We start from the raw sequence: 25,989 nt of genomic DNA, 5'->3' as shown, positions 1-25,989 counted from the left end.
CAACCCACTGTCCGGGATGGGTTGACCACTACACAGAGATTTTTGAGGGCGAGAGAGTACCGCAGACTCAAAAAAGCCGCTTGCTGTCGGGAGCGGTCACGCCGCTAGGTGATACAGCGTTTCTTAGGCGCCGGTGGCAGAGTATTGAGCCGAGAGGAACGAAACAACCGGGCTGAACGAGCGAAGTTGAAAGACTTTCTCTATCAAGGAATCCGCATGAAACAAGGCTTTTGGCCAAACCCGCGCCGCCCGGCGCTCGGCAACTCTGCCCCATCTTGCGAATCACGCTGTGCGTGATTTGCCCTACGTCTTCCAGAGAAACATCCGACGCTCCGGCCCGCCCCATCAGGAGGCCGAGCGGAATCGTCGTGTAGGGGGTTGAGCGGCAGGAGGCCGCGAAAGCCGCCTCGGTCCACGAAGGACCGTGGCGGCGTGCCCCCGGAACGGCGATGGAGGGAGGGAACCCCAGTCGCGAAGCGGCTGGGGCCGGATGCAGGGGCAAGCGTTTTTGGTTACTTTTGCCGCGATTGGCAAAAGTGACTCGCCGGGGGGCGAAACACGGATTTCTGCTAAGTAGCGGTGTATAGAACGTGAAGTGCTTAAATCCTGTTAAATACCTGGTTTTTAAGTTTATCTGAACTTTGTGTTGAAAGTTTTCTCTATGAGTTTTTTTAAGCAGATAACTTTTACTTCTTTTGGGTATTGTGCTCCATCATTGCTTTCTATCTCGTATATTTCCCACTCGAAGTCGGTGTTGTCTGATTGCTTGATTCTTCCAGAGCAAGTGAAAGTGTCTTGAACTATTTGCTCTTCTTCTATGTCCACTTCCCAGGCTACTATGTAATCAACAATTGCTAAGGCGTGGTTGAATGGGCCGTAGTTATTAAAGTTGTACTTGTATTCTATTGATACGATATTTTCACTTGCTAGGGGGTGGGTAGTGCTTGTGTCTTTTATGCCGAGGCTGTCAATCCCCTGGGTGGAGAATGTTATTACTCTTTTCCATTTGTCATAATGTTCATTGCTCGGATCTATTAGGTTATATAGGGATGAGTAAAGAACCCCAACTAAGTACTCTTCGCCAGGTTGTGGGGATACAAAGATTAGATTATTTTTGCTTTGATCTTTTATTCTGAATTTTTCTCTGCTCTTGAGGTCTTCTTTTGATGTGTCGAGTATCTCTATTTGCTCGTTTAGTTTGTTTTCAGTGCTCTCTTTTTTTAGTCGAGAGAGAAGCTCTTGAAATACCTTGTCGGTCTTCTTTAAGTGATCTAGAAATTTTTTTATTTCTTTGAGGAGGTCGGGGTCGGAAAGGGCGTCAAAAGCTTTCTTGCTAAGTGAGTTACGGTTTGTAACGAGGTCGAAGTCGCCATCTAGAATTAACGTGTAATGGCTAGGGCTTTCGCCCTCTGCGAGTATCTCATAGCCTTCCAGGCTAGAGAATATATCCATATATCTACATATCTTTATGCCGTTTACAGAAATGAATAGCCCTCGTTGATCTCCCAGTCGTATACCGGATTTTGTTTTACCTTTTCTATCTAGGTTTGGATAATCTTCGTGAGCCCGTCTATTCCCATCAAGAGCCATGATTACAGTGTAATATGTGCCTGAGATTTGAAATCTTTTTGCTGCTCGAGAAAAGAATCGCCCATCTCTGAGTCGGGAAACTTGAGATGGGGTTTTTACTTCTGCGTCTGTCTCTTTGGATTTTAGATATGGGAAACCAAATGGGATGTTATGCGTTTTTTTGTTTCCATAGAATATAAGTTCTGATTTTTTGAATCCATCAGAAGTCTGAGTTATTTGTGTGGAGCTAAAGCCTTGATCTTTATTTAGAGCACGAGTATCTCCGTGCTTTGTATATAGTCTAACATAGTTGTAAGCATATGATTCTTCAATTTTTCTTCCAAACTGGAAGTATTTGCTAAAATTTTCTGTGTCTAATCCGTCTATTATTATCAATGTCCCGGTTTGGCAGTTTTTTTCTTTTATAAATTTTATTAATGAGTCTATCGCAAGTTGGGTGTCTGCTGATGTTTCGGGTAAAAAGTTAGATATGATTTTCTCAAGATTTTCCGAGGTTTCAGGGGTAATGTTGGTGCTTATGTCTAGGTTTTTTCTAGGGTTTTCGACGGACTTGAAATGCCATTCTGTATTTTTTTTACCAAACTTTGTTGCAATGAGTATGCGAGCGCAGGCGAAGCAAAGCTTGGAGCCTTGGCATTTGTATCCAATAGCTTCTCCTTTTTTCTTTGTTGACTTTCCTATGGAGAAAAATGCTTCGTATGGAGTTACTCCATTTGTCTTCTTTTCAGTGTCAAGGCCTGTTCCATCGTCAAAAAATATAAAACCTTTTTCAGACTTTAGTGGTGCATAAAATAAATTCTTAGCGTCTGCATCGTATGAGTTTGAGATAAGCTCGCGAAGAACTTCGCATGGATCATTTCTATTGACGGATAATTCACTAAGGACGTGTCGGAACTCAATTTGTGGTCGCATTTCTTTCTCCAATAAAAAACCCCGCACAAGGCGGGGCTTCGGTCTTTCTATCGCTTCCCCAACAATCCATGTGGTGGCACAGCGCTACTAATGGTCTCGACCTTTTACACCATCATCAATCCCAGCTCAAGGCCCCCCCCGTCTGGTACTCGATAACCCGCGTCTCGAAGAAGTTCTTCTCCTTCTTCAGGTCCATGATCTCCGACATCCACGGGAACGGGTTGGTGGTCCCCGGATACTCCTCCTTCAGGCCGATCTGGGTCAGGCGCCGGTTGGCGATGAACTTCAGGTAGTCCTCCATCATCGCCGCGTTCATGCCCAGCACCCCGCGCGGCATGGTGTCGCGCGCGTATTCGATCTCCAGCTGGGTGCCCTGGAGGATCATCTGGGTCGCCTCGTCCTTCATCTGGGCGTCCCACAGGTGCGGGTTCTCGATCTTGATCTGGTTGATCACGTCGATACCGAAGTTCAGGTGCATCGACTCGTCGCGGAGGATGTACTGGAACTGCTCGGCGGTGCCGGTCATCTTGTTGCGGCGGCCCATGGAGAGGATCTGGGTGAAGCCGCAGTAGAAGAAGATGCCTTCCAGCACGCAGTAGTAGGCGATCAGGTTGCGCAGGAACTGGCGGTCGGTTTCCGGGGTGCCGGTCTGGAACATCGGGTCGGAGATCGAGCGGGTGTACTTCAGGCCCCACGAGGCCTTCTTCGCCACGCTGGGGATCTCGTGGTACATGTTGAAGATCTCGCCCTCGTCCATGCCCAGCGACTCGATGCAGTACTGGTAGGCGTGGGTGTGGATCGCCTCTTCGAAGGCCTGGCGCAGGATGTACTGGCGGCACTCGGGGTTGGTGATCAGGCGGTACACGGCCAGCACCAGGTTGTTGGCGACCAGGGAGTCGGCGGTGGAGAAGAAGCCGAGGTTGCGCATGACGATGCGCCGCTCGTCTTCGCTGAGGCCGTCCTTGCTCTTCCACAGGGCGATGTCGGCGTTCATGTTGACTTCCTGCGGCATCCAGTGGTTGGCGCAACCATCCAGATATTTCTGCCAGGCCCAGTCGTACTTGAAGGGGACGAGCTGGTTGAGGTCGGCGCGGGCGTTGATCATCTGCTTGTCGCCGACCTGCACGCGCGCGGCGGAGCCTTCGAGGTCGTCCAGGCCTTCCTGGATGTCGAGGTCGTTCAGGGCCTTCTTGGCGCGGGCGACAGCGTCGGAGTCGTCGGCGGAAACGGCGCGCGCTTCTTCCACCGAGCCGGCGGCTTCGTCGTCCAGCTTGTCATGGCCCTGGGCAACGGCCTGGGCGGCGGCGGGCGCGGCCTTGGCTTCGGTCGGGTCTTCTTTGTCGAATTCGTCCCAGCTCAGCATCTTGCTCTCTCCTGGTCTGGCGGCCGTCTCGGCGGCCTGGATATGGGGCGTGAGGTGCACGCGAAAGCGGTGGTCCGGCACGGTCTGGCCGGGCCGTTCTTCTCCCCCGGAGGGAAGAAGGGGATTGTTCCTGGCCCTGGCGAGGGGCCTTGCGCTGCCAGCGTGGCGCTGGACGAGCGACCGTCAGGCGCCGGACAGGCCGGACTCACAGGGGGAGTCCGGCTTGCCCGGCCGCGACACGGACGCCGTTCAGCGACGCGCGATCACTGGCAGGCTTCGCAGTCGGGGTTGTCGATGCTGCATGCCTGCGGCACCGGCGCCGGCTTCGGCTCGGCGGCCGGGGCGGCTTGCAGGCCGTCGTTGCCACCGGCCGACACGGCGTTGAGCTTGCCGGTGTTGATGGTGGACTTCTCGGTGCTGGTGGCGGCCAGGGCACGGAGGTAGTAGGTGGTCTTCAGGCCGCGGAACCAGGCCATGCGGTAGGTCACGTCGAGCTTCTTGCCCGAGGCGCCGGCGATGTACAGGTTCAGCGACTGGGCCTGGTCGATCCACTTCTGGCGACGGCTGGCGGCTTCGACGATCCAGCGGGTCTCGACTTCGAACGCGGTGGCGTAGAGGTCCTTGAGGTCCTGCGGGATGCGCTCGATCTGCTGCACGGAACCGTCGTAGTACTTCAGGTCGTTGACCATGACCGGGTCCCACAGGCCGCGGGCCTTGAGGTCGCGCACCAGGTAGGGGTTGATCACGGTGAACTCGCCGGAGAGGTTCGACTTCACGTACAGGTTCTGGTAGGTCGGCTCGATCGACTGCGAGACGCCGGTGATGTTGGCGATGGTCGCGGTCGGCGCGATGGCCATGATGTTCGAGTTGCGGATGCCTTTCTGTACGCGCTCGCGCAGCGGTGCCCAGTCGAGGGTTTCCGACAGGTCGACTTCGATGTACTTGGCGCCGCGCTCTTCGATCAGCTTCTTCTCCGAGTCGATCGGCAGGATGCCTTGCGACCACAGCGAGCCCTGGAAGGTCTGGTAGGCGCCGCGCTCGTCGGCCAGGTCGCAGGAAGCCTGGATCGCGTAGTAGCTGATGGCTTCCATGGACTGGTCGGCGAAGGCGATGGCCGCGTCCGAACCGTAGGGGATGTGCTGCAGGTACAGGGCGTCCTGGAAGCCCATGATGCCCAGGCCGACCGGACGGTGCTTGAAGTTGGAGTTCTGCGCCTGCGGGACCGAGTAGTAGTTGATGTCGATGACGTTATCGAGCATGCGTACCGCGGTCTTGACGGTCTTCTCCAGCTTGGCGGTGTCCAGCTTGCCGTCGACGATGTGGTTGACCAGGTTGATCGAGCCCAGGTTGCAGACGGCGATCTCGTCCTTGTTGGTGTTCAGGGTGATCTCGGTGCAGAGGTTCGAGCTGTGCACCACGCCCACGTGCTGCTGCGGGCTGCGCAGGTTGCACGGGTCCTTGAAGGTCAGCCACGGGTGGCCGGTCTCGAACAGCATGGAGAGCATCTTGCGCCACAGGTCCTTGGCCTGGACGACCTTGTGCAGCTTCAGCTTGCCGTAGCTGGCCAGGGCCTCGTAGTACTCGTAGCGCTCCTCGAAGGCCTTGCCGTAGAGGTCGTGCAGGTCGGGGACGTCGGACGGCGAGAAGAGGGTCCAGGAGCCGTCGTCGAAGACGCGCTTCATGAACAGGTCGGGGATCCAGTTGGCGGTGTTCATGTCGTGGGTACGACGACGGTCGTCACCGGTGTTCTTGCGCAGCTCGAGGAATTCCTCGATGTCCAGGTGCCAGGTCTCCAGGTAGGCGCAGACCGCGCCCTTGCGCTTGCCGCCCTGGTTGACCGCGACCGCGGTGTCGTTGACCACTTTCAGGAAGGGCACGACGCCCTGGGACTTGCCGTTGGTGCCCTTGATGTAGGAGCCCAGCGCGCGCACCGGGGTCCAGTCGTTGCCCAGGCCGCCGGCGAATTTCGACAGCATGGCGTTGTCGTGGATGGCGCCGTAGATGCCCGACAGGTCGTCCGGCACGGTGGTCAGGTAGCAGCTGGAGAGCTGCGGACGCAGGGTGCCGGCGTTGAACAGGGTGGGGGTGGAACTCATGTAGTCGAAGGACGACAGCAGGTTGTAGAACTCGATGGCGCGTGCCTCGCGGTCCTTCTCCTCGATGGCCAGGCCCATGGCCACGCGCATGAAGAAGATCTGCGGCAGTTCGAAGCGGATGCCGTCCTTGTGGATGAAGTAGCGGTCGTACAGGGTCTGCAGGCCGAGGTAGGTGAACTGCTGGTCGCGCTCGTGATCGATGGCCTTGCCCAGTTTCTCCAGGTCGAATTCCTTCAGCTTGGCATCGACCAGCTCGAACTCGGCGCCTTTCTCGATGTAGGCCGGCAGGGCCTTGGCGTACAGCTCGGCCATTTCGTGATGGGTGGCGCTCTCGGCCACGCCGAGGAAGCCCAGGGCTTCGGCGCGCAGGGTGTCCATCAGCAGGCGGGCGGTGACGTAGGAGTAGTTCGGCTCGCGCTCGACCAGGGTGCGCGCGGTCATCACCAGGGCGGTGTTGACGTCCTTCTCGGCGACGCCGTCGTAGAGGTTCTTCAGGGTCTCGCGCTCGATCAGCGCGCCGTCCACCTCGGCCAGGCCTTCGCAGGCTTCGCTGATGATGGTGTTCAGGCGGCCCATGTCCAGCGGCGACAGGCTGCCGTCGGCGCGGGTGATGCGGATGCTCGGGTGCGGCTGGGCGACATCGCTGGCGGCGCCGGCGTTCTTGCGCTCGGCGGCGCGGGCTTCGCGGTAGATCACGTAGTCGCGGGCGACCTTCTGCTCGCCGGCGCGCATCAGGGCCAGTTCGACCTGGTCCTGGATCTCTTCGATGTGGATGGTGCCGCCGGACGGCATGCGGCGCTTGAAGGTGGCGGTGACCTGCTCGGTCAGGCGGCGCACGGTGTCATGGATACGCGACGAGGCGGCGGCGGTGCCGCCTTCCACGGCGAGGAACGCCTTGGTGATGGCGACGGTGATCTTGTCATCGGTGTAGGGGACTACGGTGCCGTTGCGCTTGATCACGCGTAGCTGGCCCGGCGCGGTGGCGGCCAGATCCTGCGACGAATCGGCGGCCTGCGGCGCGCTGGCCTGCGGGTTCTCGCGTGTGGTGTCGGTATGCATGGGTGGGTATCTCCACGTTCTCGTAATGGTTTTGCTAGCGGGCGCCGGGGCGCCCATTCCCTTGAATCGATAAAGAGCCGGGCAGCCGGCCTCGCGGCGGCTGCTTCATTCGAATGCTGAGGGTGGGGACTGTGAGTGCCTCCCTGGCCCTGGCGGGTTCGTGGCGTTTTGCCGTCGAACACAATACCTAGTGGTGTTGACTGTCTGTTTACAGCGTCCGTTGCAACACCCGTACCGCTTTTCCAACGTCATGAAGGGCTCCTTGCGGTGAGCGCCGTCGATGCTTTCAGTACGTCTGGAAAATGCTTTTTTGCGGAGCCGCCGGAGCCATCAGAGTGGTCCGTGCGCGGTTGGTTCCGTTGTAGCCGTTCGTGCGCTCGAAACCCAAGATATAGGGGGTGGCGACGATGGGGATACAAGATAATGCGCTAATGGGGTGTTTGCAAGGTGACAGTCTGGGGGAAACCTGTGGATAAAGTGTGGGTCTTCTGTGCGTGAGTCCTAGGAAGCGTCCGTAGGCCGCGGCAGCGCTGGAGAATGCCATTCGTCGCCCTCGGAAAGCACCGGCGCAGACCTACTCCCCAACCTTTCGGGGCGCGCACCCTACCCACAATATGTAGTGTTTGCAAGATGTTCCTCGCGTGCTGCCGCGCGGCCCCCGTATTGGCTACAATGCGGGCCGCTCTGAGGGGGCCGCACGGCGGCTCCGGGACCGCGATACGAGGAGGCTGTGTGGAGCAAGAAGCCTGGCGCATCCTGATCGTCGAGGACGATCGACGCCTGGCCGAGCTGACCCGGGAATACCTGGAAGGCAACGGCCTGAAGGTCGACATCGAAGCCAACGGCGCACTGGCGGCGGCGCGTATCCTCGCCGAACGCCCGGACCTGGTGGTGCTCGACCTGATGCTGCCGGGCGAGGACGGCCTGTCCATCTGCCGCCAGGTGCGCCCGCAGTTCGACGGTCCGATCCTGATGCTCACCGCGCGCACCGACGATATGGACGAGGTACTCGGCCTGGAGATGGGCGCCGACGACTACGTGTGCAAGCCGGTGCGCCCGCGTGTGCTGCTGGCGCGCATCCGTGCCCTGTTGCGGCGCAGCGAGGCGCCGGAAGCGGGCGCCCCGGCGGCGGACAGCAAACGCCTGGCGTTCGGTCGCCTGGTGATCGACAACGCGATGCGCGAGGCCTGGCTGGACGGGACCACCATCGAGCTGACCAGCGCCGAATTCGACCTGCTCTGGCTGCTGGCGGCGAACGCCGGGCGCATTCTCTCCCGCGAGGAGATCTTCAACGCCCTGCGCGGCATCGAGTACGACGGCCAGGACCGCTCCATCGACGTGCGCATCTCGCGGATCCGCCCGAAGATCGGCGACGACCCGATGCACCCGCGGCTGATCAAGACCGTACGCAGCAAGGGCTACCTGTTCGTCGGCGAGGGCTGAGGCGCTTTTTTCCTGCGGGCCGGGGCGCGGGCGTCCCGGTCGGCCAGAATCAACAGCAGCGGACAGCGGCCGGGGGCTCGCCGATGAAATCCATCTTCCTGCGCATCTATGGCGGCATGCTCCTGGCCCTGCTGCTGGTCAGCGGCCTGGGCCTGCTCGGCCTGCACTGGATCAACGAGGTGCGCGGCGAGCACTACCGCGAGGAGCTGGCGCGCGGCACCTTCCGCCTGATGGCCGACAACCTGCAACCGATGACCGCCACCGAGCGCAAGCGCGCCCTGGCGCAGTGGAGCCGCTTGCTGGGTATTCCCCTGCAACTGCACGGGCTGGATGAGCTGCGGATGGACGGACGCAGCCGCGCGCGCCTGATGAACGGCCAGGTGCTGGTGAAGCAGACCGCCGAGCACGCCGTCACCGTCTATACCCAGGCCAGCGCCGCCGAGAACCTGGTGCTCAGCGGCGAGGTGCAGCAGGTCAGCGAGCAACTGGCGCGGGCCACGGTTTACCTGCTGATGGACGAACTGGTGCGCTACCCGGCCAGCGAACAGCCTTACCACCTTGCGCGGATCGTCCGCGACAAGCGCTTCGGTTTCCCGGTGCACTTGCTCCAGGTCAAGGAACTGGACCTCGACGACGACCAGCGCCGGCGAGTGGTGGAGGGCGACACGGTGATGGCGCTGGGCAAGGACGGCGACTCGATCCGCATCTTCGCCGGCATCCTCGACACGCCCTGGGTGCTGGAGCTGGGCCCGCTGTTCCAGATGAACCCCTATCCGCCGCAGCTGCTGTTGCTGCTCGGCGCGCTGTGCCTGAGCTTCATCGGCCTGATCACCTACCTGCTGGTGCGTCGCCTGGAGCAGCGCCTGCGCAGCCTGGAGGCGGCCGCCACGCGGATCGCCCGCGGCAGCCTGGATACTCGCGTCGAGGTGCGCGGAGGCGACTCGGTGGGACGCCTGGGCGCGGCCTTCAACCATATGGCCGAGCACATCCACCGGCTGCTGACGGTGCAGCGCGAGATGGTTCGCGCGGTGTCCCACGAGTTGCGCACGCCGGTGGCGCGGTTGCGCTTCGGCCTGGAGATGATCGAGACCGCCGAGACCGACGGCGCCCGCCTGAAGTACCTGGAGGGCATGGACAACGATATCCAGGACCTCGACAAGCTGGTCGACGAGATGCTCACCTACGCACGCCTGGAACAGGGCTCGCCGCCGCTGACCTACCAGCGCCTGGAGCTGGGCGTGCTGGTGCGCCAGGTGGTGGAGGAGATCGCCCCGCTGCGCCGCGAGGTGCTGGTCAGTTGCGAGGAGGGCGCGCTGGTGCCTGAGGAGCTGGGCAGTTGGATCGAGGCCGAGCCGCGCTACCTGCATCGGGCCTTGCAGAACCTGCTGACCAATGCGCTGCGGCATGCCGATCGTCGGGTCAGGATCAGCTACCGGGTCAGCCTGGAGCGTTGCCGGGTGGATGTCGAGGACGACGGGCCGGGGGTGCCGGAGGCGCAATGGGAGCGGCTCTTTACGCCATTCCTACGCCTGGACGATAGCCGGACCCGTGCTTCCGGCGGGCATGGCCTGGGACTGTCCATCGTCCGGCGGATCGTCTACTGGCATGGCGGCCGGGCCTCCATCGGCCGCAGCGAGACTCTGGGCGGTGCCTGCTTCACCCTGGCCTGGCCGCGCAAGGCGGGTCTGCGCGACCGCTGAAAAGCCGACGGAAATATGGCGGCTAGCTATCTGCAAGTGCATGCGCAGACGTATTCCAGGCGTAGCGAAAACATATCGAAAGGCCAGTCCCGCCGGGCGTGGCGAGGATTCCGCCAGGGGCTAAAAAAGTCCTTTTCAGTTGGACTCGTTTGTTTATACTCCGGGACGCGGTGGCTAGTGGAACGCCATTCGAAATGCCCGCTCCAACGGCATTTTGCCGGGGTCGGATAACAAGAACAGCGTTGCGCAGCCGAACCGTCGAAGTCTTCCCGGATTGGGAAGGCCACTTATAAAAAATTGCAAGTTGGAGAGTGTGGTAATGGCTGATCGTGAGGTCGGAACCGTCAAGTGGTTCAATGACGCCAAAGGTTATGGATTCATTCAACGCGATAGCGGTCCGGACGTGTTCGTTCACTACCGCGCCATCCGCGGCGAGGGTCACCGCTCCCTGGTGGAAGGCCAGAAAGTGGAATTCTCGGTGATCCAGGGCCAGAAAGGCCTGCAAGCGGAAGACGTCTCCAAGGTCTGATTCCCGCAAGCAAAAGCCCGTCGCGAGACGGGCTTTTGTCATCCAGCGCATCCACCCCGCCAGGCCCCCGTTGGGCGGCCCCTCGCAGCGCGGGGTTTTCGTCGTTCAGGCGGTGCGCCAGGTAATTTCCTCGACGCCCCCGGCGTCGACCCGCAGCCAGCGGTCGGCGTCCTCTTCGCCCTGGTTTTCCTCCCAGCCGCCCGGCGCGCAGCGGATCTCCACGCCGAGCGCGGCATGCGCGGCCCTGGCGCAGGCGAGGTCGTCGTCCCAGGGCGTGCTGTCGCTCTCCAAGAACAGGCTGTGCCACTTGCCCACCGCCTTCGGCAGCCAGGTGACGCGCACCGCGCCGTGCTCGCCGCGGGCGGTGCACTTGAGGGTCTGGCCGTGCTCCTGCCATGGGCCGCAGGGTCCCAGCGCCTGTTCCAGCCAGGCGGCGACGGCCGCGTGCTCGGCGTCTTTCAGGTAGATCTCGATATCCGGTTGGCGCATGGGGTCCTCGGGGACGGTCAGTCGCGTTGCAGCCAATCGTAGCGCACCGCCACGCTGACTTCGAAGGGTTCGGCCAGGATTCGCGCGCGGCGCTCGGGGTTGACCCGCCAGCCGTGCGGGGTCATGGCCAGGAGGTTTTCCCGCGCGTCGTAGCTGTCCAGCGCCAGGCGGAACTCGAGGGTCTCGGTGTGGCGCAGGCGCAGTTGCGCGGGCAGGCCGGCGAGGTGCTTGTCGTCGGCGTAGTCGCGCACGTCGTCATAGAGCCGCTGGCGCAGTTCCAGCAGGTGCGCGCTGGCCGGGCCCAGGCGCAGTACGCCGCCGCCGGGGGCGAGGACGCGCACGGCTTCGTTCCAGTCGATGGGGCTGAACACGCTGGCGATCAGCTCGCAACTGGCGTCGGCCAGCGGCAGCCGGGCCATGCTCGCCACCAGCCAGGACAACTGCGGCGCGCGGCGGCAGGCGCGTTTCACTGCCTCGCGGGAGATGTCCAGGGCATAGCCTTCGGCGCCTGCCAGGGCTTCGCCGAGCCGGGCGCTGTAGTAGCCCTCGCCGCAACCGATATCCAGCCAGCGTCGCGGCGCGCGTTCGGCGGCCAGTTCGGCCAGGCGCCGGGCAAGCGGCGCGTAGTGGCCGGCGCCGAGGAACTGGCGACGGGCCTCGACCATGGCGGCGTTGTCGCCCGGATCGAGGCTTTTCTTGTGCTGCACCGGCAGCAGGTTCAGGTAGCCCTGGCGGGCGCGGTCGAAGCGGTGCCCGGCGGGGCAGGCGACGCCGTTGTCGACCTCGCCCAGGGCGGCGGAGCAGAGCGGGCAGATCAGCATCAGGCGAGCAGCCTCACCAGGGTCTGGTAGTAGATTTCGGTGAGCAGTTCCAGGTCGCTGGCCAGGACCCGCTCGTTGACCTGGTGGATGGTGGCGTTGACCGGGCCGAGTTCGACCACCTGGGTGCCCATGGTGGCGATGAAGCGTCCGTCGGAGGTGCCGCCGCTGGTCGAGGGCTGGGTCTCGCGACCGGTGACCGCCCTGATGCTGGCGGCCACCGCATCGAGCAGTTCGCCCGGCTCGGTGAGGAACGGCAGGCCGGACAGCGCCCATTCGACGTGCCAGTCCAGGCCGTGCTTGTCGAGGATCGCCTCGACGCGTTTCTGCAGGCCTTCGACGGTGGATTCGGTGGAGAAGCGGAAGTTGAACAGCGCGGTCAGTTCGCCGGGGATGACGTTGGTGGCGCCGGTGCCGGAGTTCAGGTTGGAAACCTGGAAGCTGGTCGGCGGGAAGAAGGCATTGCCGTCGTCCCAGTGTTCCGCCGCCAGTTCGGCCAGCGCCGGGGCGGCCAGGTGGATCGGGTTCTTCGCCAGGTGCGGGTAGGCCACATGGCCCTGTACGCCGCGGATGGTCAGCTTGGCGCCGAGGGAGCCGCGGCGGCCGTTCTTCACCACGTCGCCGACCAGGCTGGTGCTCGACGGTTCGCCGACGATGCACCAGTCCAGGCGCTCGCCGCGTGCGGCGAGGCGTTCGACCACCGCCTTGGTGCCGTGGTGGGCCGGGCCTTCCTCGTCGCTGGTGATGAGGAAGGCGATGGCACCCTTGTGCTCCGGGTGGTCGGCGACGAAGCGCTCGACGGCGACGATCATCGACGCCAGGCTGCCTTTCATGTCCGCCGCGCCGCGCCCGCAGAGCATGCCCTGGTCGTCGATCAGGGCGTCGAAGGGTTGGTGCTGCCAGGCCTGCAGCGGGCCGGTGGGGACCACGTCGGTGTGCCCGGCGAAGCACAGCACCGGGCCGTCGCCGCCGCGCCGTGCCCAGAAGTTGTCCACCTCCTCGATGCGCATCGGCTCCAGGGCGAAGCCGGCGGCTTCCAGGCGGCGCATCATCAGGGCCTGGCAGTCGGCGTCGAGCGGCGTGACGGAGGGGCGGCGGATCAACTCGCAGGCGAGTTCGAGGGTCGGCGAGAGACTCGGCGAAGAGGCGGTCATGGGGAGGGCATCCTGAGCGGGTCGAGCGGAAAGGGGGAATCTTAAAGCATAAACGTGGGCGAAGGGACGCCGTTTAGGCGAGCGGGGCCGGCCGTCCCGACGCCTCGCCCGACCTCAACCGCCGATCTGCTCGGCGCCGCCGGCCAGTTCCTCGCGCGGTTTCGGCAGCGACGAGAGCAAGGCCATGACCAGCGCCGCCAGGTAGGGCAGCGATTGCACCAGGAGCATGGCGACCCAGATCAGCAGGTCGCGGCTCGGCACGCCCTGAACCGCCACGATGCCGGCCGCCGCGCCCCACAGCAGGAGCATCACGAAGACTTCCTCGCGGGCCTCCGCCAGGGCCACCAGCAGGCCGTGGCTGGAGCGCATCTTCGGCGTGCGGAAGAACGGGATGCCGCGGGTGACGAAGCCGTACAGCACCGCCTTGGCAATGGTGTGCGAGAGCGACAGGCCGGCGAGGGCGGCGAAGAACGAGTCGCGCAGGTCGACGCCGACGGTGCGCCGGTAGAGGAAGAGGATCTTGCCGACCTTGAAGACGAACAGGGCCAGCGGCAGGATCGCGAAGATCAGCAGCGGCGGGTCGACGCGCTTGGGCACGATGATCATCGCCGCCGACCAGAGCAGCGCGCCGAGGGTGAAGAAGATGTTCAGGCCGTCGGCGATCCACGGCAGCCAGCCGGCCACGAAGTGGTAGCGCTGGCCGCGGGTCAGGCGGCTGCCGTCGGGACCGCGGCCGCGCAGCAGGGCGTCGGTATGCCGCTTCATGATCTGGATCGCGCCGTAGGCCCAGCGGAAGCGCTGCTTCTTGAAGTCGATGAAGGTATCGGGCATCACCCCCTTGCCGTAGCTGCGCTCGAAGTAGGCGGCCGACAGGCCCTTCTCGAACACCCGCAGGCCCAGCTCGGCGTCCTCGGTGATGCACCATTCCGGCCATCTCAGCTCGTCCAGCACGCTGCGCCGGATCATGGTCATGGTGCCGTGCTCGATGATCGCGTCGCGGTCGTTGCGGGTGACCATGCCGATGTGGAAGAAGCCCTTGTACTCGGCGTAGCAGAGCCGCTTGAAGGCGCTCTCGTGCTGGTCGCGGTAGTCCTGCGGCGACTGCACCACGGCGATCCGCGGGTCGCCGAAGTGCGGCACCATGTGCCTGAGCCAGTCGGGGTCGACGCAGTAGTCGGCGTCGATCACCGCGACCACCTCGACGTCCGCCGCCACGTGGCCCAGGGCGAAGTTCAGCGCGCCGGCCTTGAAGCCTTCCAGCGGGGCGACGTGGAAGAAGCGGAAGCGCTCGCCCAGGCGCGCGCAGTGCGCCTCGACCGGCTGCCAGACGGCCGGGTCGCGGGTGTTGTTGTCGATCACCAGGACTTCGTAGTCCGGGTAGTCGAGGCGGGCAAGGGCGTCGAGGGTCTGCTTCAGCAGTTCCGGCGGCTCGTTGTAGCAGGGTACGTGGATCGACACTTTGGGCCGATAGGCCTGCGCGGCGGTGATCGGCAGGAATGGCCGGCGCCGCTTGCGCGTCCAGACCGCCTCGGCCAGCTCGTGGGCCTCGGTGAACAGCACGATGACCACCCCCAGCGCGCCGACGCCCAGCAACGCGCCGACGGTCAGGCTGAACCAGGTGCTGTACTGCTGGCTGTAGTCGTAGGCGATCCACACCAGCACCGAGGCGCAGGCGAACGAGACCACGGCGAGGAAGGTCCTCCCGCGCTGGCGCAGCGAGGAACTGTCGATCAGCAGCAGGGTGAAGGCGAGTACCGCGAGTACCGCCGAGGCGATGGCCAGGGCGCGCCACTTGGGAATCGGCACCACCGGCCCGGTGAAGTTGAACTTGGCCTTGCGGTCGGCGTTGTAGACGCCCCAGTAGGCGCCCACCGAGCCTTCGGCGCTGACCTTCCAGGGCTGGTCGAAGGCTTCGATGACGAAGTAGCTGTAGCCTTCGCCGTTGAGCGCGTTGGTCAGGCGCCGCAGGTAGATGGCCTGGTCCGCGGGTGTCGCCTCGGCGCTGCCGCGCATGCGCCCGTTGCTCGGCCAGCCGACCTCGGCGAGCAGCAGCGGCTTCCTCGGGAAGGCGGCCTTGAGTTCGCGCGCGCGTTCGAGCACGAAGTCCACCGCGTCGGCCACCGGCGTGGCCTCCCAGTAGGGCAGGACGTGGGCGGCGATCAGGTCGACGTGTTGCGCCAGTTCCGGGTGTTCGCGGTAGACGTGCCACTGTTCGGCGGTGGTCACCGGAACCTTGACCGCCGCGCGGACCCGGTCGAGGTAGGCGATCAACTGTTCCGCCGTCACCTCGCGGCGGAACAGCGCCTCGTTGCCGACTATCACTCGCACCACGCTCGGCGACTCGTTGGCGATGCGGATGGCGCGGGCGATCTCGGCCTCGTTGCTGGCCAGGTCCGGGCCGAGCCAGATGCCCAGGCTGACGCGCAGGCCGAACGCCTCGGCCAGCGCCGGGATGTCGCCGAGCGCGCCCTGGACCGAATAGGTGCGGATGCTGTGGGTGTGCCGGGCGACCAGTTCCAGGTCGGTGCGCATCTGTTCGGCGCTGGGGTAGCGGCCGCTCTGCGGGTTCTGGTTGAGGCGGAACGGCGAGAAGGAGAAGCCGGAGATGCGTTCCGGCCAGTCCGGTACGCTGACCGGACGGTTGTACAGGGCCCAGATGCCGGTGAAGAGGGCGGCCAGGGCGACGATGACCACCAGGTTGAGCCCGATCTTGCGTGAAGACATAGAGATGAAACCAGGTTCCGGATGTTTCGCTGAACACGGGGCGGCGCATGCTACCCCGCACCCCCCGGGGTGTACAGGCACCGGGCCGGCGGGTCTGTTGCAAGTCTAGTCCGGCCTGCGCGACGAGCCGTAAGAACGCAGGCGACGCGGCGGCCGCGGCTTTTTATAATGCGCGCGGCAATCCGCGATTCGGTTTCAGAGGTGGTTGGTGATGCAGGTGGATGAACAGCGCTTCGGCGGTATCGGCCGGTTGTACGGTCGCGAGGGGCTGCAACGCCTGGCCGATAGCCACGTCGCGGTGGTCGGCATCGGTGGGGTCGGTTCCTGGGCGGCGGAAGCGCTGGCCCGCAGCGGCGTCGGCGAGATTTCCCTGTTCGACCTCGACGATGTCTGCGTGACCAACACCAACCGCCAGGTGCATGCCATCGAAGGCTCGGTGGGCAAGGCCAAGGTCGAGGTGATGGCGGCGCGCATCCGGGCCATCAACCCGGCCTGCCGGGTCCACGCGGTGGCCGATTTCGTCACCCGCGAGACCATGGCCGAGTACATCGTCGACTTCGACTACCTGATCGACTGCATCGATAGCGTGGCCGCCAAGGCCGCGCTGATCGCCTGGTGCAAGCGGCGCAAGATCCCGGTGATCACCACCGGCGGCGCCGGTGGCCAGGTCGACCCGACGCAGATCCAGGTCGCCGACCTGAACAAGACCTTCAACGACCCGCTGGCGGCCAAGGTGCGTTCCACCCTGCGCCGCGACTACAACTTCTCGCGCACGCCGGGGCGCACCTACAGCGTGCCCTGCGTGTTCTCCAGCGAACAACTGCGCTACCCGAAGCCGGACGGCACGGTGTGCCAGTCGAAGAGTTTCGTCGGCGAAGGGGTGAAGCTGGACTGCGCCGGCGGCTTCGGCGCGGTGATGATGGTCACCGCCACCTTCGGCATGGTCGCTGCCGCCCGCGCCGTCGAGCGCCTGGCGGAAGGCCGCGCGCTGCGGCCGTCGCGGCGCACGCCGGGGAACGCCTGATCAGGCGCCGACCGCCACCAGGCTGAGCAGGCGTTCGTCGAGCACGGCGAACTGGGCGTCCAGCTCGCTGCCGTGGCGCCACTCCGGCGACAGGTCGGTGAGCAGGCGCAGCCGGGCCTGGCCGTCGGCGCGCCATTCCAGCAGTTCCGCATGTTCGAAATAGAAGCGCTTGCCCACCAGCGGATAGAGCGCCTTGAACAGGCTTTCCTTCAGCGAGAACGCCAGGGTCACCAGCAGGCCGGTGCGTCGCTCCAGGTCGTCGGCGAAGCGCAGGCGCTCGCCTTCGGTGAGTATCTCGCCATGCAGGTAGCGCGCCCGTTCGGCTTCGAGCAGGGTTTCCACGTCCAGGCCGAGCCCGCGCCAGTCGCCGCGCGCCGCCACCAGGGCGGCGGCCCAGCGGTCGCCATGGGTGATCGAGCCGCTGATCGCGGCCGGCCAGACCGGTGCGCGGTCCTCGCCGACGGCCGGCGTCTGGGCGCGGCCATCGAGGGCGAACAGGGCGGCGCGTGCGCAGAGGCGCCCGGCGAGAAACTCGGCCTGGCGCTTGGCCACCGCGCGGAGGATGTTCGCCGGCGGCTGGATGCCGGCCAGGGCGAAGTCGCCGGGTTGCAGCAGCGCCGGGTCGAAGCGGGTGCTGCGCAGTTGCACGCCGGGCAGCGCGACGGGCAGCGGCCAGCGGTCGTCCAGTGGGGTGCAGAAGGAGGGGAGACGGTCGTTCATGGCGCGCATTGTGCCGGTTCCCGACGTGGCCCACCAGTCACGCGGCGCTTACACAAGATTGCAAAAGCGCAACAAAGGAAAACGGACCGCGAGGCCCGGTTTTGACAGACTGCGCCGCGCATTCCTGTGGAATGCAGGTGAGGTTGTTTGTTGATGACGGGATACTGTCCTGTCTCGACCTTTCAAGACGGGAGTCCCTCCGGGGACTCCCGTTTTTTTATGCGTCGGCGCAGGGTTCAACCCTGCCCGAAGATGTCCTTGAGGAACGCCTGCAGGTCTGCCCAGGAGCGCTGGTCGGCCTGGCGGTCGTAGCCGATGTCCAGGCCGTGGCCTTTGTGCGCGTCGGCGTCGGGGTTGGTGAAGCCGTGTTTGGCGTCGTCCTGGATCACCACCCGGTAGTCGGCGCCGGCGGCGTTCAGTTCCTGTTTCAGGGCGTCGAGGTCCTTGGCCGGGACCAGGCTGTCGGCGCTGCCGTGCTCCACCAGGATCTTCGCCTTGACGCTGCCCTTGCTGGCCGGGGTGGCGGTGCCGAGGGCGCCGTGGAAGCTCGCCACGCCGGCCAGCGGCAGGCCCTGGCGGGCCATGTCGAGGACGATCTTGCCGCCGAAGCAGTAGCCGATCGCGGCGATCTGGCTGGGATCGGTCTGCGGTTGCCGCTTCAGCAGTTCCAGGCCGGCGAGGAAGCGCGCCTTGGCGGCGTCGGCATCCCGGGTCGCGGCCTGCATGAAGGCCATCGCGTCCTGCGGGTGCTCGGTGTGCTTGCCTTCGCCGTACATGTCGATGGCCAGGGCGCTGTAGCCGAGTTCGGCGAGGTCGCGGGCGCGGCGTTTGGCATAGTCGTTGAGCCCCCACCATTCGTGGACCACGATGACCCCAGGGCGGATCCCCGGCTTGCTGTCGTCGTAGGCGAAATAGCCGACCATGCGCGTGCCGTCTGCGCTCCGGTAAGGCATCTCGCGGGTCTGGATAGCGGCCTGGGCGCTGGCGGCGCAGGCGATGAACAGCAGGGCGCAGAGCAGGCGCATGGCATCTCTCCGTGAAAGGGTCCCCGATCAAGATAGACGCTTGTGCGCGGGACGCGGGGAAAACCCTCGGTGCCGGCCTTGCGCCGCTCAAACGCGGGCCATTCGGCCAGGCAAAGGGTGCGCCGCTCATCTACCCTATGGGCGAGTCCCTTCCCCTCGCTAGGACACCGTCTGGATGCCTGACCTGAGTACCTGGAACCTGACCATTCCCCAGGGCCGCCCGGCCATCACCATCTCCACCAGCCAATTGCAGCGCGACTACCGCAGCGACTATTTCCAGCGCACCGCCGACGGCATTCGCTTCTGGGTGCCGGTGAACGGCAGCCACACGCGCAACAGCGAGTTCCCGCGCAGCGAGTTGCGCGAGACCCTGTCCAGCGGCAGGCCCTACAACTGGCTGGAGGCGACCCTGCGCATCGAGGCGGTGCCCTCGACCCGGCGCATGATCATCGGCCAGATCCACAGTGATGGCAGCAATAGCGGCCAGGCCGCGCCGCTGGTGAAGCTGCTCTACCAGTTGCGGCTCGACCAGGGGCGGGTCCAGGCGCTGGTCCGCGAGCGGCCGGACGACGGCGGGACCAGAGCCTACACACTGATGGACGGGATTCCTCTCGGCCAGTCGTTCAGCTACCGCATCGGCGTGTCTCGCAGCGGATTGCTCAGCGTGTCGGTGAATGGTAGCGCCCTGGAGCAGCAACTGGACCCGCAGTGGGTCTACCAGGGCCTTTATTTCAAGGCCGGACTCTACCTGCAGGACAACCGCGGACCGTCCAGCGAGGGCGGGCGGGCGACATTCAGCGAGCTGCGCGTTAGCCATCAATGAGCGGTCGAGGCGTCTGCGCCGCGGACTTCGCGTTGTCGTGGCGCTTCGCAACTGCCAGATCTGGCAGGCGCGGAAGAAGGAAAACCTGGCCCGGAAAAAAATATCCGTATTTTTCCAAGGGGAAATAGGCCGCGCGATCTGGCGATTCTGGTACTTCAGTACAGGGAGCCGCCTTGGCGTATCGCCCCGAATAAATGTGACGTTTTGCGCAGCGCCCTTCCGGGTTTGCACGATTGGTATAGCCCTGGCTGGATGAAATTCACTCTTGCCGCTGGCCAGCGTAGTTCTTTGCAAGTCAAAAGTTCGCCGTCAATAATTATTGTGGATAACTATTGTTCCAGGCTTTTCCTGTCAACTGTGCGAAGCGTCAGCTTATTGCCGGTTTTTCCTCTCGCTATTGCTTTCTCCACGTTCCGAAGAAGTTCGGGCGTACAGGTTTCTTTGCTGTTTTCAGCGAGAACCATTCGTTTCAACAATTCGAATATGTGGAGATTCAGAAATGAAAAATCAGGTGAATGCCCTGGCGGTTCTAAGTGTGGGTGAAATCGAACAAGTTTCTGGCGCCGGGACTTTCCTGGGCGATGCCATCATCAACGGCGTCTACGCGGCCAACTCCTTCCTGAACTCGCCGCTGTTCTCCAGCATCGGCAACGCGGCCAGCGCCATCGGCCTCAACCGTACCCACGAGCTGGTCGACCTGCTGGCCTTCCAGGTGCCTTCGGTGGCGGCGATCACCGTCGGCAAGATTCTCGGCGGGACCGACAACCACAATGTTCCGTTGCATTACAACAAGGAAAGCGGCGAAGGGCTTTACAGCTGATCGCAACCTGTTGAAAGAGCGATTCGATGCTCAGGCATCGAGTCGTTCCTGGTTAATGCATTGATGGAGTCGATGATATGAAACGCAGGAGTGTGCTCTTGTCGGGTGTCGCCCTGAGTGGAACCGCACTGGCCAATGACTCGATATTCTTTTCACCCTTGAAATACCTCGGGGCGGAACAACAGCGATCTATCGATGCCTCGCGAAGTTTGCTGGACAACCTGATTCCGCCGAGTTTGCCGCAATATGACAACCTGGCCGGAAAGTTGGCGCGGCGTGCGGTATTGACCAGCAAGAAACTGGTATATGTCTGGACCGAGAACTTCGCCAATGTCAAAGGCGTGCCGATGGCCCGCTCGGTGCCGCTGGGCGAGTTGCCGAATGTCGACTGGCTGTTGAAGACCGCCGGGGTGATCGTCGAGCTGATCGTCAATTTCGTCGCCTCGTTGCCGGCGTCGGCCGCCGCGCAGTTCGAGCGGATCGCCGCCGGGCTCAGCGGTGACCTGGAGGCGGCGCGCCAGGTCCACGAGGCGTTGCTGGAGGAGGCGAAGAACGATCCGGCCGCGGCCGGCAGCCTGCTGCTGCGCTTCACGGAGTTGCAGACGCGGGTGATCGCCTTACTGACGCGGGTCGGCCTGCTGGTCGACGATATTCTCAAGAGCGCCAGCAACCTGGTTACCCAGGGGGGCAGGGCGACGGCCTGAATCGCTTCCGCGCGGTGTTCGGCACCCTGCGCCTGCCAGAGGTCGCCGACAGCTTCCGTGACGACGAAGCGTTCGCCTACTGGCGGGTGGCCGGGCCTAATCCGCTGCTGATCCGTCGCGTCGATGCGCTGCCGGCCAACTTTCCGCTGGGCGAGGAGCAGTTCCGCCGGGTGATGGGCGCCGACGACAGCTTGCTGGAGGCCGCCGCCAGCCGCCGCCTGTATCTGCTGGACTACGCCGAGCTGGGCAAGCTGGCGCCGTCGGGAGCGGTGGACAAACTGCTCACCGGGACGGGCTTCGCCTATGCGCCGATCGCCCTGTTCGCCCTTGGCAAGGATCGGGCGAGGCTATTGCCGGTGGCCATCCAGTGCGGTCAGGACCCCGCTACCCATCCGATGTTCGTGCGTCCCGCGGAGTCGGAGAGTGATCTGTACTGGGGTTGGCAGATGGCCAAGACGGTGGTCCAGGTCGCCGAGGAGAACTACCACGAGATGTTCGTCCACCTGGCCCAGACCCACCTGGTGAGCGAGGCGTTCTGCCTGGCCACCCAGCGCACCCTGGCGCCCAGCCATCCGCTGCACGTCCTGCTCGCCCCGCACTTCGAGGGCACCCTGTTCATCAACGAGGGGGCGGCGCGGATCCTGTTGCCCAGCGCGGGCTTCATCGACGTGATGTTCGCCGCGCCGATCCAGGACACCCAGGCCACCGCCGGCGGCAATCGGCTGGGTTTCGACTTCTACCGCGGCATGTTGCCGGAGAGCCTGAAGGCGCGGAACGTCGACGACCCGCTGGCGCTACCGGACTACCCCTATCGCGACGACGGCCTGCTGGTATGGAATGCCATCCGCCAGTGGGCGGCCGACTACGTGGCGGTGTACTACGCCAGCGACGGCGACGTCACCGCTGACGTCGAACTGGCGGCCTGGGTCGGCGAAGTGATCGGCAGCGGCAAGGTGGCCGGGTTCCGCCCGATCACCGGTCGCAGCCAACTGGTCGAGGTGCTGACCATGGTGATCTTCACTGCCTCCGCGCAGCATGCGGCGGTCAATTTTCCCCAGCCTTCGATGATGACCTACGCACCAGCCATCTGTGCCATGAGCGCGGCGCCGGCACCGGACTCGCCAAGCGGCAAGAGCGAGGCCGATTGGTTGAAGATGATGCCGCCGACCCTGGTGGCGCTGGAGAAGGTGAACATCTATCACCTGCTCGGTTCGGTCTACCACGGTCGCCTGGGCGACTACCGGCAGACCGGGTTCCCCTACGCGCCGGTGTTTTCGGACAGGCGGGTGACCGCCAGCGGCGGCCCGCTGGAGCGCTTCCAGGCACGCCTGAAGGAGGTCGAGGCGACCATTCGCACGCGCAACCAGGCGCGCCGCAGGCCCTACGAGTACCTGTTGCCGAGCCGGATCCCGGCGAGCACCAATATCTGAGCCGGAGAAAGAGGACGGGGCGCCCCTGGGCGCCCCGTTGCTCTTAGCGGCCTTCGCTTTCGGCGGCGTCCGCCGGCGCGGCATGCCGCTGCTTCAACTGGCGGCGCGCCAGGAGGCTGCCGAGGAGGATCACGAACAGCGCGCCGAAGACCGCCGCACCGTAGTGCAGGTAGGAATCCCATTGCGCGTAGGGCGCCAGCCAGGGCTTCAGGGCGCTGTCGGTGAGCAGCATGCCGCCGGCGATCCAGCCGAGCAGGCCGCCGCCGAAGAGGATGATCAGCGGGAAGCGGTCGATCAGGCGCAGGATCAGCTGGCTGCCCCAGACGATGATCGGGATGCTGATCAGCACGCCCAGGGAGACCAGGAAGAAATCCCCGGCCGAGGCGGCGGACAGGGCGATGACGTTGTCCAGGCTCATCACCGCGTCGGCGATGATGATGGTCTTGATCGCGCCGAGCAGGTGGGTGCTGCCCTTGATGTCGTCGCCGTTCTCCTCCTCCGGCAGCAGCAGCTTGATGCCGATCCACAGCAGCAGGAGCGCGCCGATTACCTTGAGGTAGGGCAGGTCGAGCAGGTGCAGGGCGAAGAACAGCAGCAGGATGCGGATCAGGATGGCGCCGGCGACGCCACCGAAGATCGCCTGCTTGCGCCGGTGCGCCGGCAGGTGCCGGCAGGCGAGGGCGATGACTACGGCGTTGTCGCCGCCCAGGAGGATATCGATGGCGACGATCTGCAGCAGGGCTGTCCAGAACGTCGGGTCGCTCAACCAGTGGATCAAGGTTGTACTCCGAAACGTGTAGTGAGGGTGGAAAGCCCGGGGCGGTGGCGGGTGGCGGCCGCCCGGCTTTCCTGCGGTGGTCTGGGACCGTCGGGGCCGGCTCCGGCTTGTGGACGGAGGCGGGGAACACTGCTTGGACCGGCGAACGCCCGGCCAGTGCCCGGAAAACGGACGCGCGGGTGGCGCAGCGCGTTCGGGCACGGATGTGACGCGGCGGATCGGCCGCGAGACACCCGGCATGCGTATTCCATCGCCAGTCTGCCCGAGCAAGGTTTCACCCGCCTTTCAGGGCGGAGATGGCGCCGCACCCGGCGGGACGGTAGGCTAGTGGCCCGTGTGGCTGACTCGACCAGTCGAACGCCGATCACCGAGTCAACCGTACAGGCCACCAGGCCTTCGGCGCCGGGGGAAGCCCGCCGGTGCCATGGATGACCGTTCACCGTACAAGGAAACCCCATGCGCAGTCTTCTTCTCTCCTCGCTGGCCCTGCTACCCGCCCTGGCCCTGGCGCAACCCGACGCCTCGAGCTTCCCTTCCTGCCTCGCCGGCCTGCAGAAGAAGGCCCAGGCGCAGGGCATTTCCGCCGACAGTTATGAGCGCTTCACCAGCGGCCTGCAGGCCGACCTCAGCGTGCTCGACCTGCTCGACGCGCAGCCGGAGTTCACCACCCCGCTGTGGGACTACCTGGCCGGTCTGGTGGACGAGCAGCGGGTCAGCGATGGCAAGGCGATGCTCGCCCAGCACGACAAGCTGCTCGACCAGGTGGCCGCGCGCTACGGCGTGGACAAGTACACGGTGGTGGCGGTGTGGGGCGTGGAAAGCGACTACGGGCGGATCTTCGGCAAGCGTCCGCTGCTGACCTCGCTGTCGACCCTGTCCTGCTACGGGCGCCGCCAGTCGTTCTTCCAGGGCGAGTTCCTCGCCACCCTGAAGCTGTTGCAGGCCGGCGACATCCGCGACGCCGGCATCACCGGCTCCTGGGCCGGGGCCTTCGGCCATACCCAGTTCATGCCATCGACCTACGCGCGGATCGCCGTGGACTTCGACGGCGACGGTCGCCGCGACCTGGTAGGCAGCGTGCCGGATGCCCTCGGTTCCACCGCCAACTACCTGAAGAAGGCTGGCTGGCGTACGGGACAGCCGTGGGGCTATGAAGTGAAGGTGCCGGCCGACTTCCCCGCCAGCCTGGCCGGGCGCGGCAAGCGCCAGCCGCTGTCGGCCTGGGTCGCCCGTGGGGTGAGGCGGGTCGACGGCCAGCCGCTGCCGGGCGGCGACGAGAAGGCCGCGATCCTCCTGCCGGCCGGGGCCCAGGGCCCGGCCTTCCTGGTCTATCGCAACTACGATGCGATCTATTCCTACAACGCCGCGGAAAGCTACGCGCTGGCCATCGCCCTGCTTTCCGACCGCCTGCGCGGCGGCAGCGGCCTGGTGGCGTCCTGGCCGACCGACGACCCGGGCATCAGCCGGCTCGAGCGCAAGCAATTGCAGAAGGCGTTGCTGGCGCGCGGCTACGACATCGGCGAGGCCGACGGGCTGATCGGCACCAGCACGCGCAAGGCGATCCAGGCCGAGCAGAAGCGCCTCGGCCTGACCCCGGCCGACGGTCGCGCCGGGCGCAAGATCCTCGAGGCGCTGAAGGGCGCCCAGCCCTGATTGCGCCGCGCCGCCCGGTCCGCGGGCGGCGCTACCAGCCCTTCACCCCGGTCATGTCCGGCAGGTGGTGGGCGATCCCCTTGTGGCAGTCGATGCAGGTGGCTTCGCCGCTGGCCAGGGCGGTGGAGTGCATCTGCCGCGCGCGCACGCTCTGCCGGGTGAAGTCCATGAACTCGAAGTTGTGGCAGTTGCGGCATTCCAGCGAATCGTTGGCCTTGAGTCGTGCCCATTCGTGCTCGGCCAGCTCGCGGCGGTGATCGAGGAATTTCTCGCGGGTGTTGATGGTGCCGAAGATCTTGCCCCAGACCTCCTTGGAGGCCTGCATCTTGCGCGCGATCTTGTCGGTCCACTTGTGTGGCACGTGGCAGTCGGGACAGGTGGCGCGGACTCCGGAACGGTTGCTGTAGTGGATGGTGTCCTTGAGTTCGACGAACACGTTGTCGCGCATCTCGTGGCAGGAAATGCAGAAGGTCTCGGTGTTGGTCGCCTCCAGGGCGGTGTTGAAGCCGCCCCAGAAGACGATCCCGGCGATGAAGCCGCCGAGGGTGAGGAAGCCCAGGCTGAAATGCACGCTGGGACGACGCAGGACCCGCCAGTAACCGGCCAGCCAGGCGATGAGTGCTTTCATGCGGCCTCCCTCAGGGTTTGCGCGCCGCATTGGCGGCTTCTTTCTCGAGGATCTGGTCGATGTTCTCGAAGCGGTTGTCGACCAGCGGCTTTACGTCCTGTTGCGGCACATGGCACTGCACGCAGAAGTAGCGGCGCGGCGAGACGGCGGCCAGCGGCTGGCCGTCGCGGTCCATGTAGTGGGTGATGCTGATCATCACCGCCTGGGTTCGCGCGCTGTTGGCGCGGCTGTGGCAGGACAGGCACTTGTTGCTGTCCTTGTCGATGCGATAGCCGACGATGCTGTGGGGAATGGTCGGCGGCTGCTCGGGGTAGTTGCGCTCGCGTTTCAGGTCCTTGTTTTCCTCGGCCGCCAGCGGCGGCGCGGGGCGGCTTTCGGCCAGCGTGCCGCCGGGGCGGCGGCCGTCGGGGGCGGGCGCGTCCAGCGGGTAGCCGAGGTCGGCGGCGAAGGCCGCGGGGGCGCCGAGCAGGACGAGGAGCAGGGCAGTCAGCAGAGGTTTCATGGCGC

19 protein-coding genes and 1 pseudogene are annotated in these 25,989 nt (G+C 64.4%); 8 read left to right on the top strand and 12 right to left on the bottom strand.

What is annotated here, in order from left to right:
- Positions 1–630 precede the first annotated feature (630 nt).
- The 3 genes from HMPREF2716_RS29425 to HMPREF2716_RS16290 form a co-directional block, all read right to left on the bottom strand.
- Positions 631–2,502: an ATP-binding protein gene (locus tag HMPREF2716_RS29425; RefSeq protein ID WP_023518490.1), complete on the bottom strand. Its 1,872-nt coding sequence runs from the start codon at positions 2,500–2,502 to the stop codon at positions 631–633.
- Positions 2,503–2,617: 115 nt separating this feature from the next.
- On the bottom strand, positions 2,618–3,865 hold the full coding sequence (locus HMPREF2716_RS16295; protein ID WP_003086547.1) for a ribonucleotide-diphosphate reductase subunit beta: 1,248 nt from the start codon (positions 3,863–3,865) through the stop codon (positions 2,618–2,620).
- A gap of 263 nt (positions 3,866–4,128) precedes the next feature.
- Positions 4,129–7,020 carry a ribonucleoside-diphosphate reductase subunit alpha gene (locus HMPREF2716_RS16290; protein ID WP_003082358.1) on the bottom strand — a complete coding sequence of 964 codons (2,892 nt, stop codon included), beginning with the start codon at positions 7,018–7,020 and terminating at the stop codon, positions 4,129–4,131.
- Between the two features lie 732 nt (positions 7,021–7,752).
- Here HMPREF2716_RS16290 and HMPREF2716_RS16285 point away from each other — a divergent pair.
- From HMPREF2716_RS16285 to HMPREF2716_RS16275, 3 genes are all read left to right on the top strand, one after another.
- Positions 7,753–8,463 carry a winged helix-turn-helix domain-containing protein gene (locus HMPREF2716_RS16285; RefSeq protein WP_003082360.1) on the top strand — a complete coding sequence of 237 codons (711 nt, stop codon included), beginning with the start codon at positions 7,753–7,755 and terminating at the stop codon, positions 8,461–8,463.
- Between the two features lie 83 nt (positions 8,464–8,546).
- The gene (locus HMPREF2716_RS16280; RefSeq protein ID WP_003449089.1) at positions 8,547–10,163 is read left to right on the top strand and encodes an ATP-binding protein; all 1,617 of its coding nucleotides are present in this window, start codon (positions 8,547–8,549) and stop codon (positions 10,161–10,163) included.
- A 319-nt stretch (positions 10,164–10,482) separates the two neighbouring features.
- Positions 10,483–10,692, top strand: coding sequence for a cold-shock protein (locus tag HMPREF2716_RS16275; RefSeq protein ID WP_003082372.1), 210 nt, complete (start codon positions 10,483–10,485; stop codon positions 10,690–10,692).
- A gap of 105 nt (positions 10,693–10,797) precedes the next feature.
- Here HMPREF2716_RS16275 and HMPREF2716_RS16270 read toward each other — a convergent pair whose 3' ends face one another.
- The 4 genes from HMPREF2716_RS16270 to ndvB all read right to left on the bottom strand — a co-directional run bounded on the left by HMPREF2716_RS16270 (position 10,798) and on the right by ndvB (position 15,877).
- Positions 10,798–11,181: a hypothetical protein gene (locus tag HMPREF2716_RS16270; RefSeq protein ID WP_003082373.1), complete on the bottom strand. Its 384-nt coding sequence runs from the start codon at positions 11,179–11,181 to the stop codon at positions 10,798–10,800.
- A gap of 17 nt (positions 11,182–11,198) precedes the next feature.
- Positions 11,199–12,002, bottom strand: coding sequence for a putative RNA methyltransferase (locus HMPREF2716_RS16265; RefSeq protein ID WP_003101808.1), 804 nt, complete (start codon positions 12,000–12,002; stop codon positions 11,199–11,201).
- Positions 12,002–13,153, bottom strand: a complete 1,152-nt coding sequence (dapE, locus tag HMPREF2716_RS16260; RefSeq protein ID WP_003082377.1) for a succinyl-diaminopimelate desuccinylase — start codon at positions 13,151–13,153, stop codon at positions 12,002–12,004. Before dapE ends, HMPREF2716_RS16265 begins: the two co-directional genes overlap by 1 nt.
- 114 nt (positions 13,154–13,267) lie before the next feature.
- A complete protein-coding gene (gene ndvB / locus HMPREF2716_RS16255) occupies positions 13,268–15,877 on the bottom strand; it encodes a glycosyltransferase NdvB (RefSeq protein ID WP_014603166.1) in 2,610 nt (869 codons plus the stop codon).
- Between the two features lie 211 nt (positions 15,878–16,088).
- Here ndvB and tcdA point away from each other — a divergent pair, with 211 nt between their 5' ends.
- Positions 16,089–16,901 (top strand): tRNA cyclic N6-threonylcarbamoyladenosine(37) synthase TcdA, encoded by an 813-nt coding sequence (gene tcdA / locus HMPREF2716_RS16250; protein WP_003086553.1) that lies wholly within the window; start codon positions 16,089–16,091, stop codon positions 16,899–16,901.
- On the opposite strand, the gene HMPREF2716_RS16245 is transcribed toward tcdA, so the two are convergent.
- Together HMPREF2716_RS16245 and HMPREF2716_RS16240 are read right to left on the bottom strand one after the other, a co-directional pair.
- A complete protein-coding gene (locus HMPREF2716_RS16245) occupies positions 16,902–17,630 on the bottom strand; it encodes a 4'-phosphopantetheinyl transferase family protein (RefSeq protein ID WP_003082383.1) in 729 nt (242 codons plus the stop codon).
- A gap of 227 nt (positions 17,631–17,857) precedes the next feature.
- The gene (locus tag HMPREF2716_RS16240) at positions 17,858–18,646 is read right to left on the bottom strand and encodes a dienelactone hydrolase family protein (protein ID WP_004348678.1); all 789 of its coding nucleotides are present in this window, start codon (positions 18,644–18,646) and stop codon (positions 17,858–17,860) included.
- 175 nt (positions 18,647–18,821) lie between these two features.
- On the opposite strand from HMPREF2716_RS16240, the gene HMPREF2716_RS16235 reads away from it, so the two are divergent.
- The 3 genes and pseudogenes from HMPREF2716_RS16235 (at position 18,822) to HMPREF2716_RS16225 (ending at position 22,423) form a co-directional block, all read left to right on the top strand.
- Positions 18,822–19,469, top strand: coding sequence for a polysaccharide lyase family 7 protein (locus HMPREF2716_RS16235; RefSeq protein ID WP_070621958.1), 648 nt, complete (start codon positions 18,822–18,824; stop codon positions 19,467–19,469).
- 499 nt (positions 19,470–19,968) lie between these two features.
- Positions 19,969–20,289, top strand: coding sequence for a hypothetical protein (locus HMPREF2716_RS16230; RefSeq protein WP_003082401.1), 321 nt, complete (start codon positions 19,969–19,971; stop codon positions 20,287–20,289).
- Positions 20,290–20,366: 77 nt separating this feature from the next.
- Positions 20,367–22,423, top strand: a pseudogene (locus tag HMPREF2716_RS16225) (lipoxygenase family protein).
- A 43-nt stretch (positions 22,424–22,466) separates the two neighbouring features.
- Here the strand turns inward: HMPREF2716_RS16225 and HMPREF2716_RS16220 are convergent.
- Positions 22,467–23,201 carry a TerC family protein gene (locus tag HMPREF2716_RS16220; protein ID WP_003082405.1) on the bottom strand — a complete coding sequence of 245 codons (735 nt, stop codon included), beginning with the start codon at positions 23,199–23,201 and terminating at the stop codon, positions 22,467–22,469.
- Between the two features lie 456 nt (positions 23,202–23,657).
- Here HMPREF2716_RS16220 and HMPREF2716_RS16215 point away from each other — a divergent pair, with 456 nt between their 5' ends.
- Positions 23,658–24,854, top strand: coding sequence for a lytic murein transglycosylase (locus HMPREF2716_RS16215; protein ID WP_003082409.1), 1,197 nt, complete (start codon positions 23,658–23,660; stop codon positions 24,852–24,854).
- Between the two features lie 31 nt (positions 24,855–24,885).
- Here HMPREF2716_RS16215 and HMPREF2716_RS16210 read toward each other — a convergent pair whose 3' ends face one another.
- Both HMPREF2716_RS16210 and HMPREF2716_RS16205 read right to left on the bottom strand, forming a co-directional pair.
- Positions 24,886–25,482, bottom strand: coding sequence for a cytochrome c3 family protein (locus HMPREF2716_RS16210; RefSeq protein WP_003082412.1), 597 nt, complete (start codon positions 25,480–25,482; stop codon positions 24,886–24,888).
- Between the two features lie 10 nt (positions 25,483–25,492).
- A complete protein-coding gene (locus HMPREF2716_RS16205; protein WP_003082414.1) occupies positions 25,493–25,984 on the bottom strand; it encodes a nitrate reductase cytochrome c-type subunit in 492 nt (163 codons plus the stop codon).
- Positions 25,985–25,989 lie beyond the last annotated feature (5 nt).

The sequence above is a fragment of the Pseudomonas sp. HMSC076A11 genome (assembly GCF_001810205.1).
In the GTDB taxonomy this organism is placed as follows: Bacteria; Pseudomonadota; Gammaproteobacteria; order Pseudomonadales; family Pseudomonadaceae; genus Pseudomonas; species Pseudomonas aeruginosa.
This window is presented reverse-complemented; position numbering and strand designations above follow the sequence as displayed.

Coding starts and splice junctions, on each gene's coding strand:
- HMPREF2716_RS29425 (WP_023518490.1), bottom strand. CDS start 2,502: ATGCGACCACAAATTGAGTTCCGACACGTCCTTAGTGAATTATCCGTC.
- HMPREF2716_RS16295 (WP_003086547.1), bottom strand. CDS start 3,865: ATGCTGAGCTGGGACGAATTCGACAAAGAAGACCCGACCGAAGCCAAG.
- HMPREF2716_RS16290 (WP_003082358.1), bottom strand. CDS start 7,020: ATGCATACCGACACCACACGCGAGAACCCGCAGGCCAGCGCGCCGCAG.
- HMPREF2716_RS16280 (WP_003449089.1), top strand. CDS start 8,547: ATGAAATCCATCTTCCTGCGCATCTATGGCGGCATGCTCCTGGCCCTG.
- HMPREF2716_RS16275 (WP_003082372.1), top strand. CDS start 10,483: ATGGCTGATCGTGAGGTCGGAACCGTCAAGTGGTTCAATGACGCCAAA.
- HMPREF2716_RS16270 (WP_003082373.1), bottom strand. CDS start 11,181: ATGCGCCAACCGGATATCGAGATCTACCTGAAAGACGCCGAGCACGCG.
- HMPREF2716_RS16265 (WP_003101808.1), bottom strand. CDS start 12,002: ATGCTGATCTGCCCGCTCTGCTCCGCCGCCCTGGGCGAGGTCGACAAC.
- dapE (WP_003082377.1), bottom strand. CDS start 13,153: ATGACCGCCTCTTCGCCGAGTCTCTCGCCGACCCTCGAACTCGCCTGC.
- ndvB (WP_014603166.1), bottom strand. CDS start 15,877: ATGTCTTCACGCAAGATCGGGCTCAACCTGGTGGTCATCGTCGCCCTG.
- tcdA (WP_003086553.1), top strand. CDS start 16,089: ATGCAGGTGGATGAACAGCGCTTCGGCGGTATCGGCCGGTTGTACGGT.
- HMPREF2716_RS16245 (WP_003082383.1), bottom strand. CDS start 17,630: ATGCGCGCCATGAACGACCGTCTCCCCTCCTTCTGCACCCCACTGGAC.
- HMPREF2716_RS16240 (WP_004348678.1), bottom strand. CDS start 18,646: ATGCGCCTGCTCTGCGCCCTGCTGTTCATCGCCTGCGCCGCCAGCGCC.
- HMPREF2716_RS16235 (WP_070621958.1), top strand. CDS start 18,822: ATGCCTGACCTGAGTACCTGGAACCTGACCATTCCCCAGGGCCGCCCG.
- HMPREF2716_RS16230 (WP_003082401.1), top strand. CDS start 19,969: ATGAAAAATCAGGTGAATGCCCTGGCGGTTCTAAGTGTGGGTGAAATC.
- HMPREF2716_RS16215 (WP_003082409.1), top strand. CDS start 23,658: ATGCGCAGTCTTCTTCTCTCCTCGCTGGCCCTGCTACCCGCCCTGGCC.
- HMPREF2716_RS16210 (WP_003082412.1), bottom strand. CDS start 25,482: ATGAAAGCACTCATCGCCTGGCTGGCCGGTTACTGGCGGGTCCTGCGT.
- HMPREF2716_RS16205 (WP_003082414.1), bottom strand. CDS start 25,984: ATGAAACCTCTGCTGACTGCCCTGCTCCTCGTCCTGCTCGGCGCCCCC.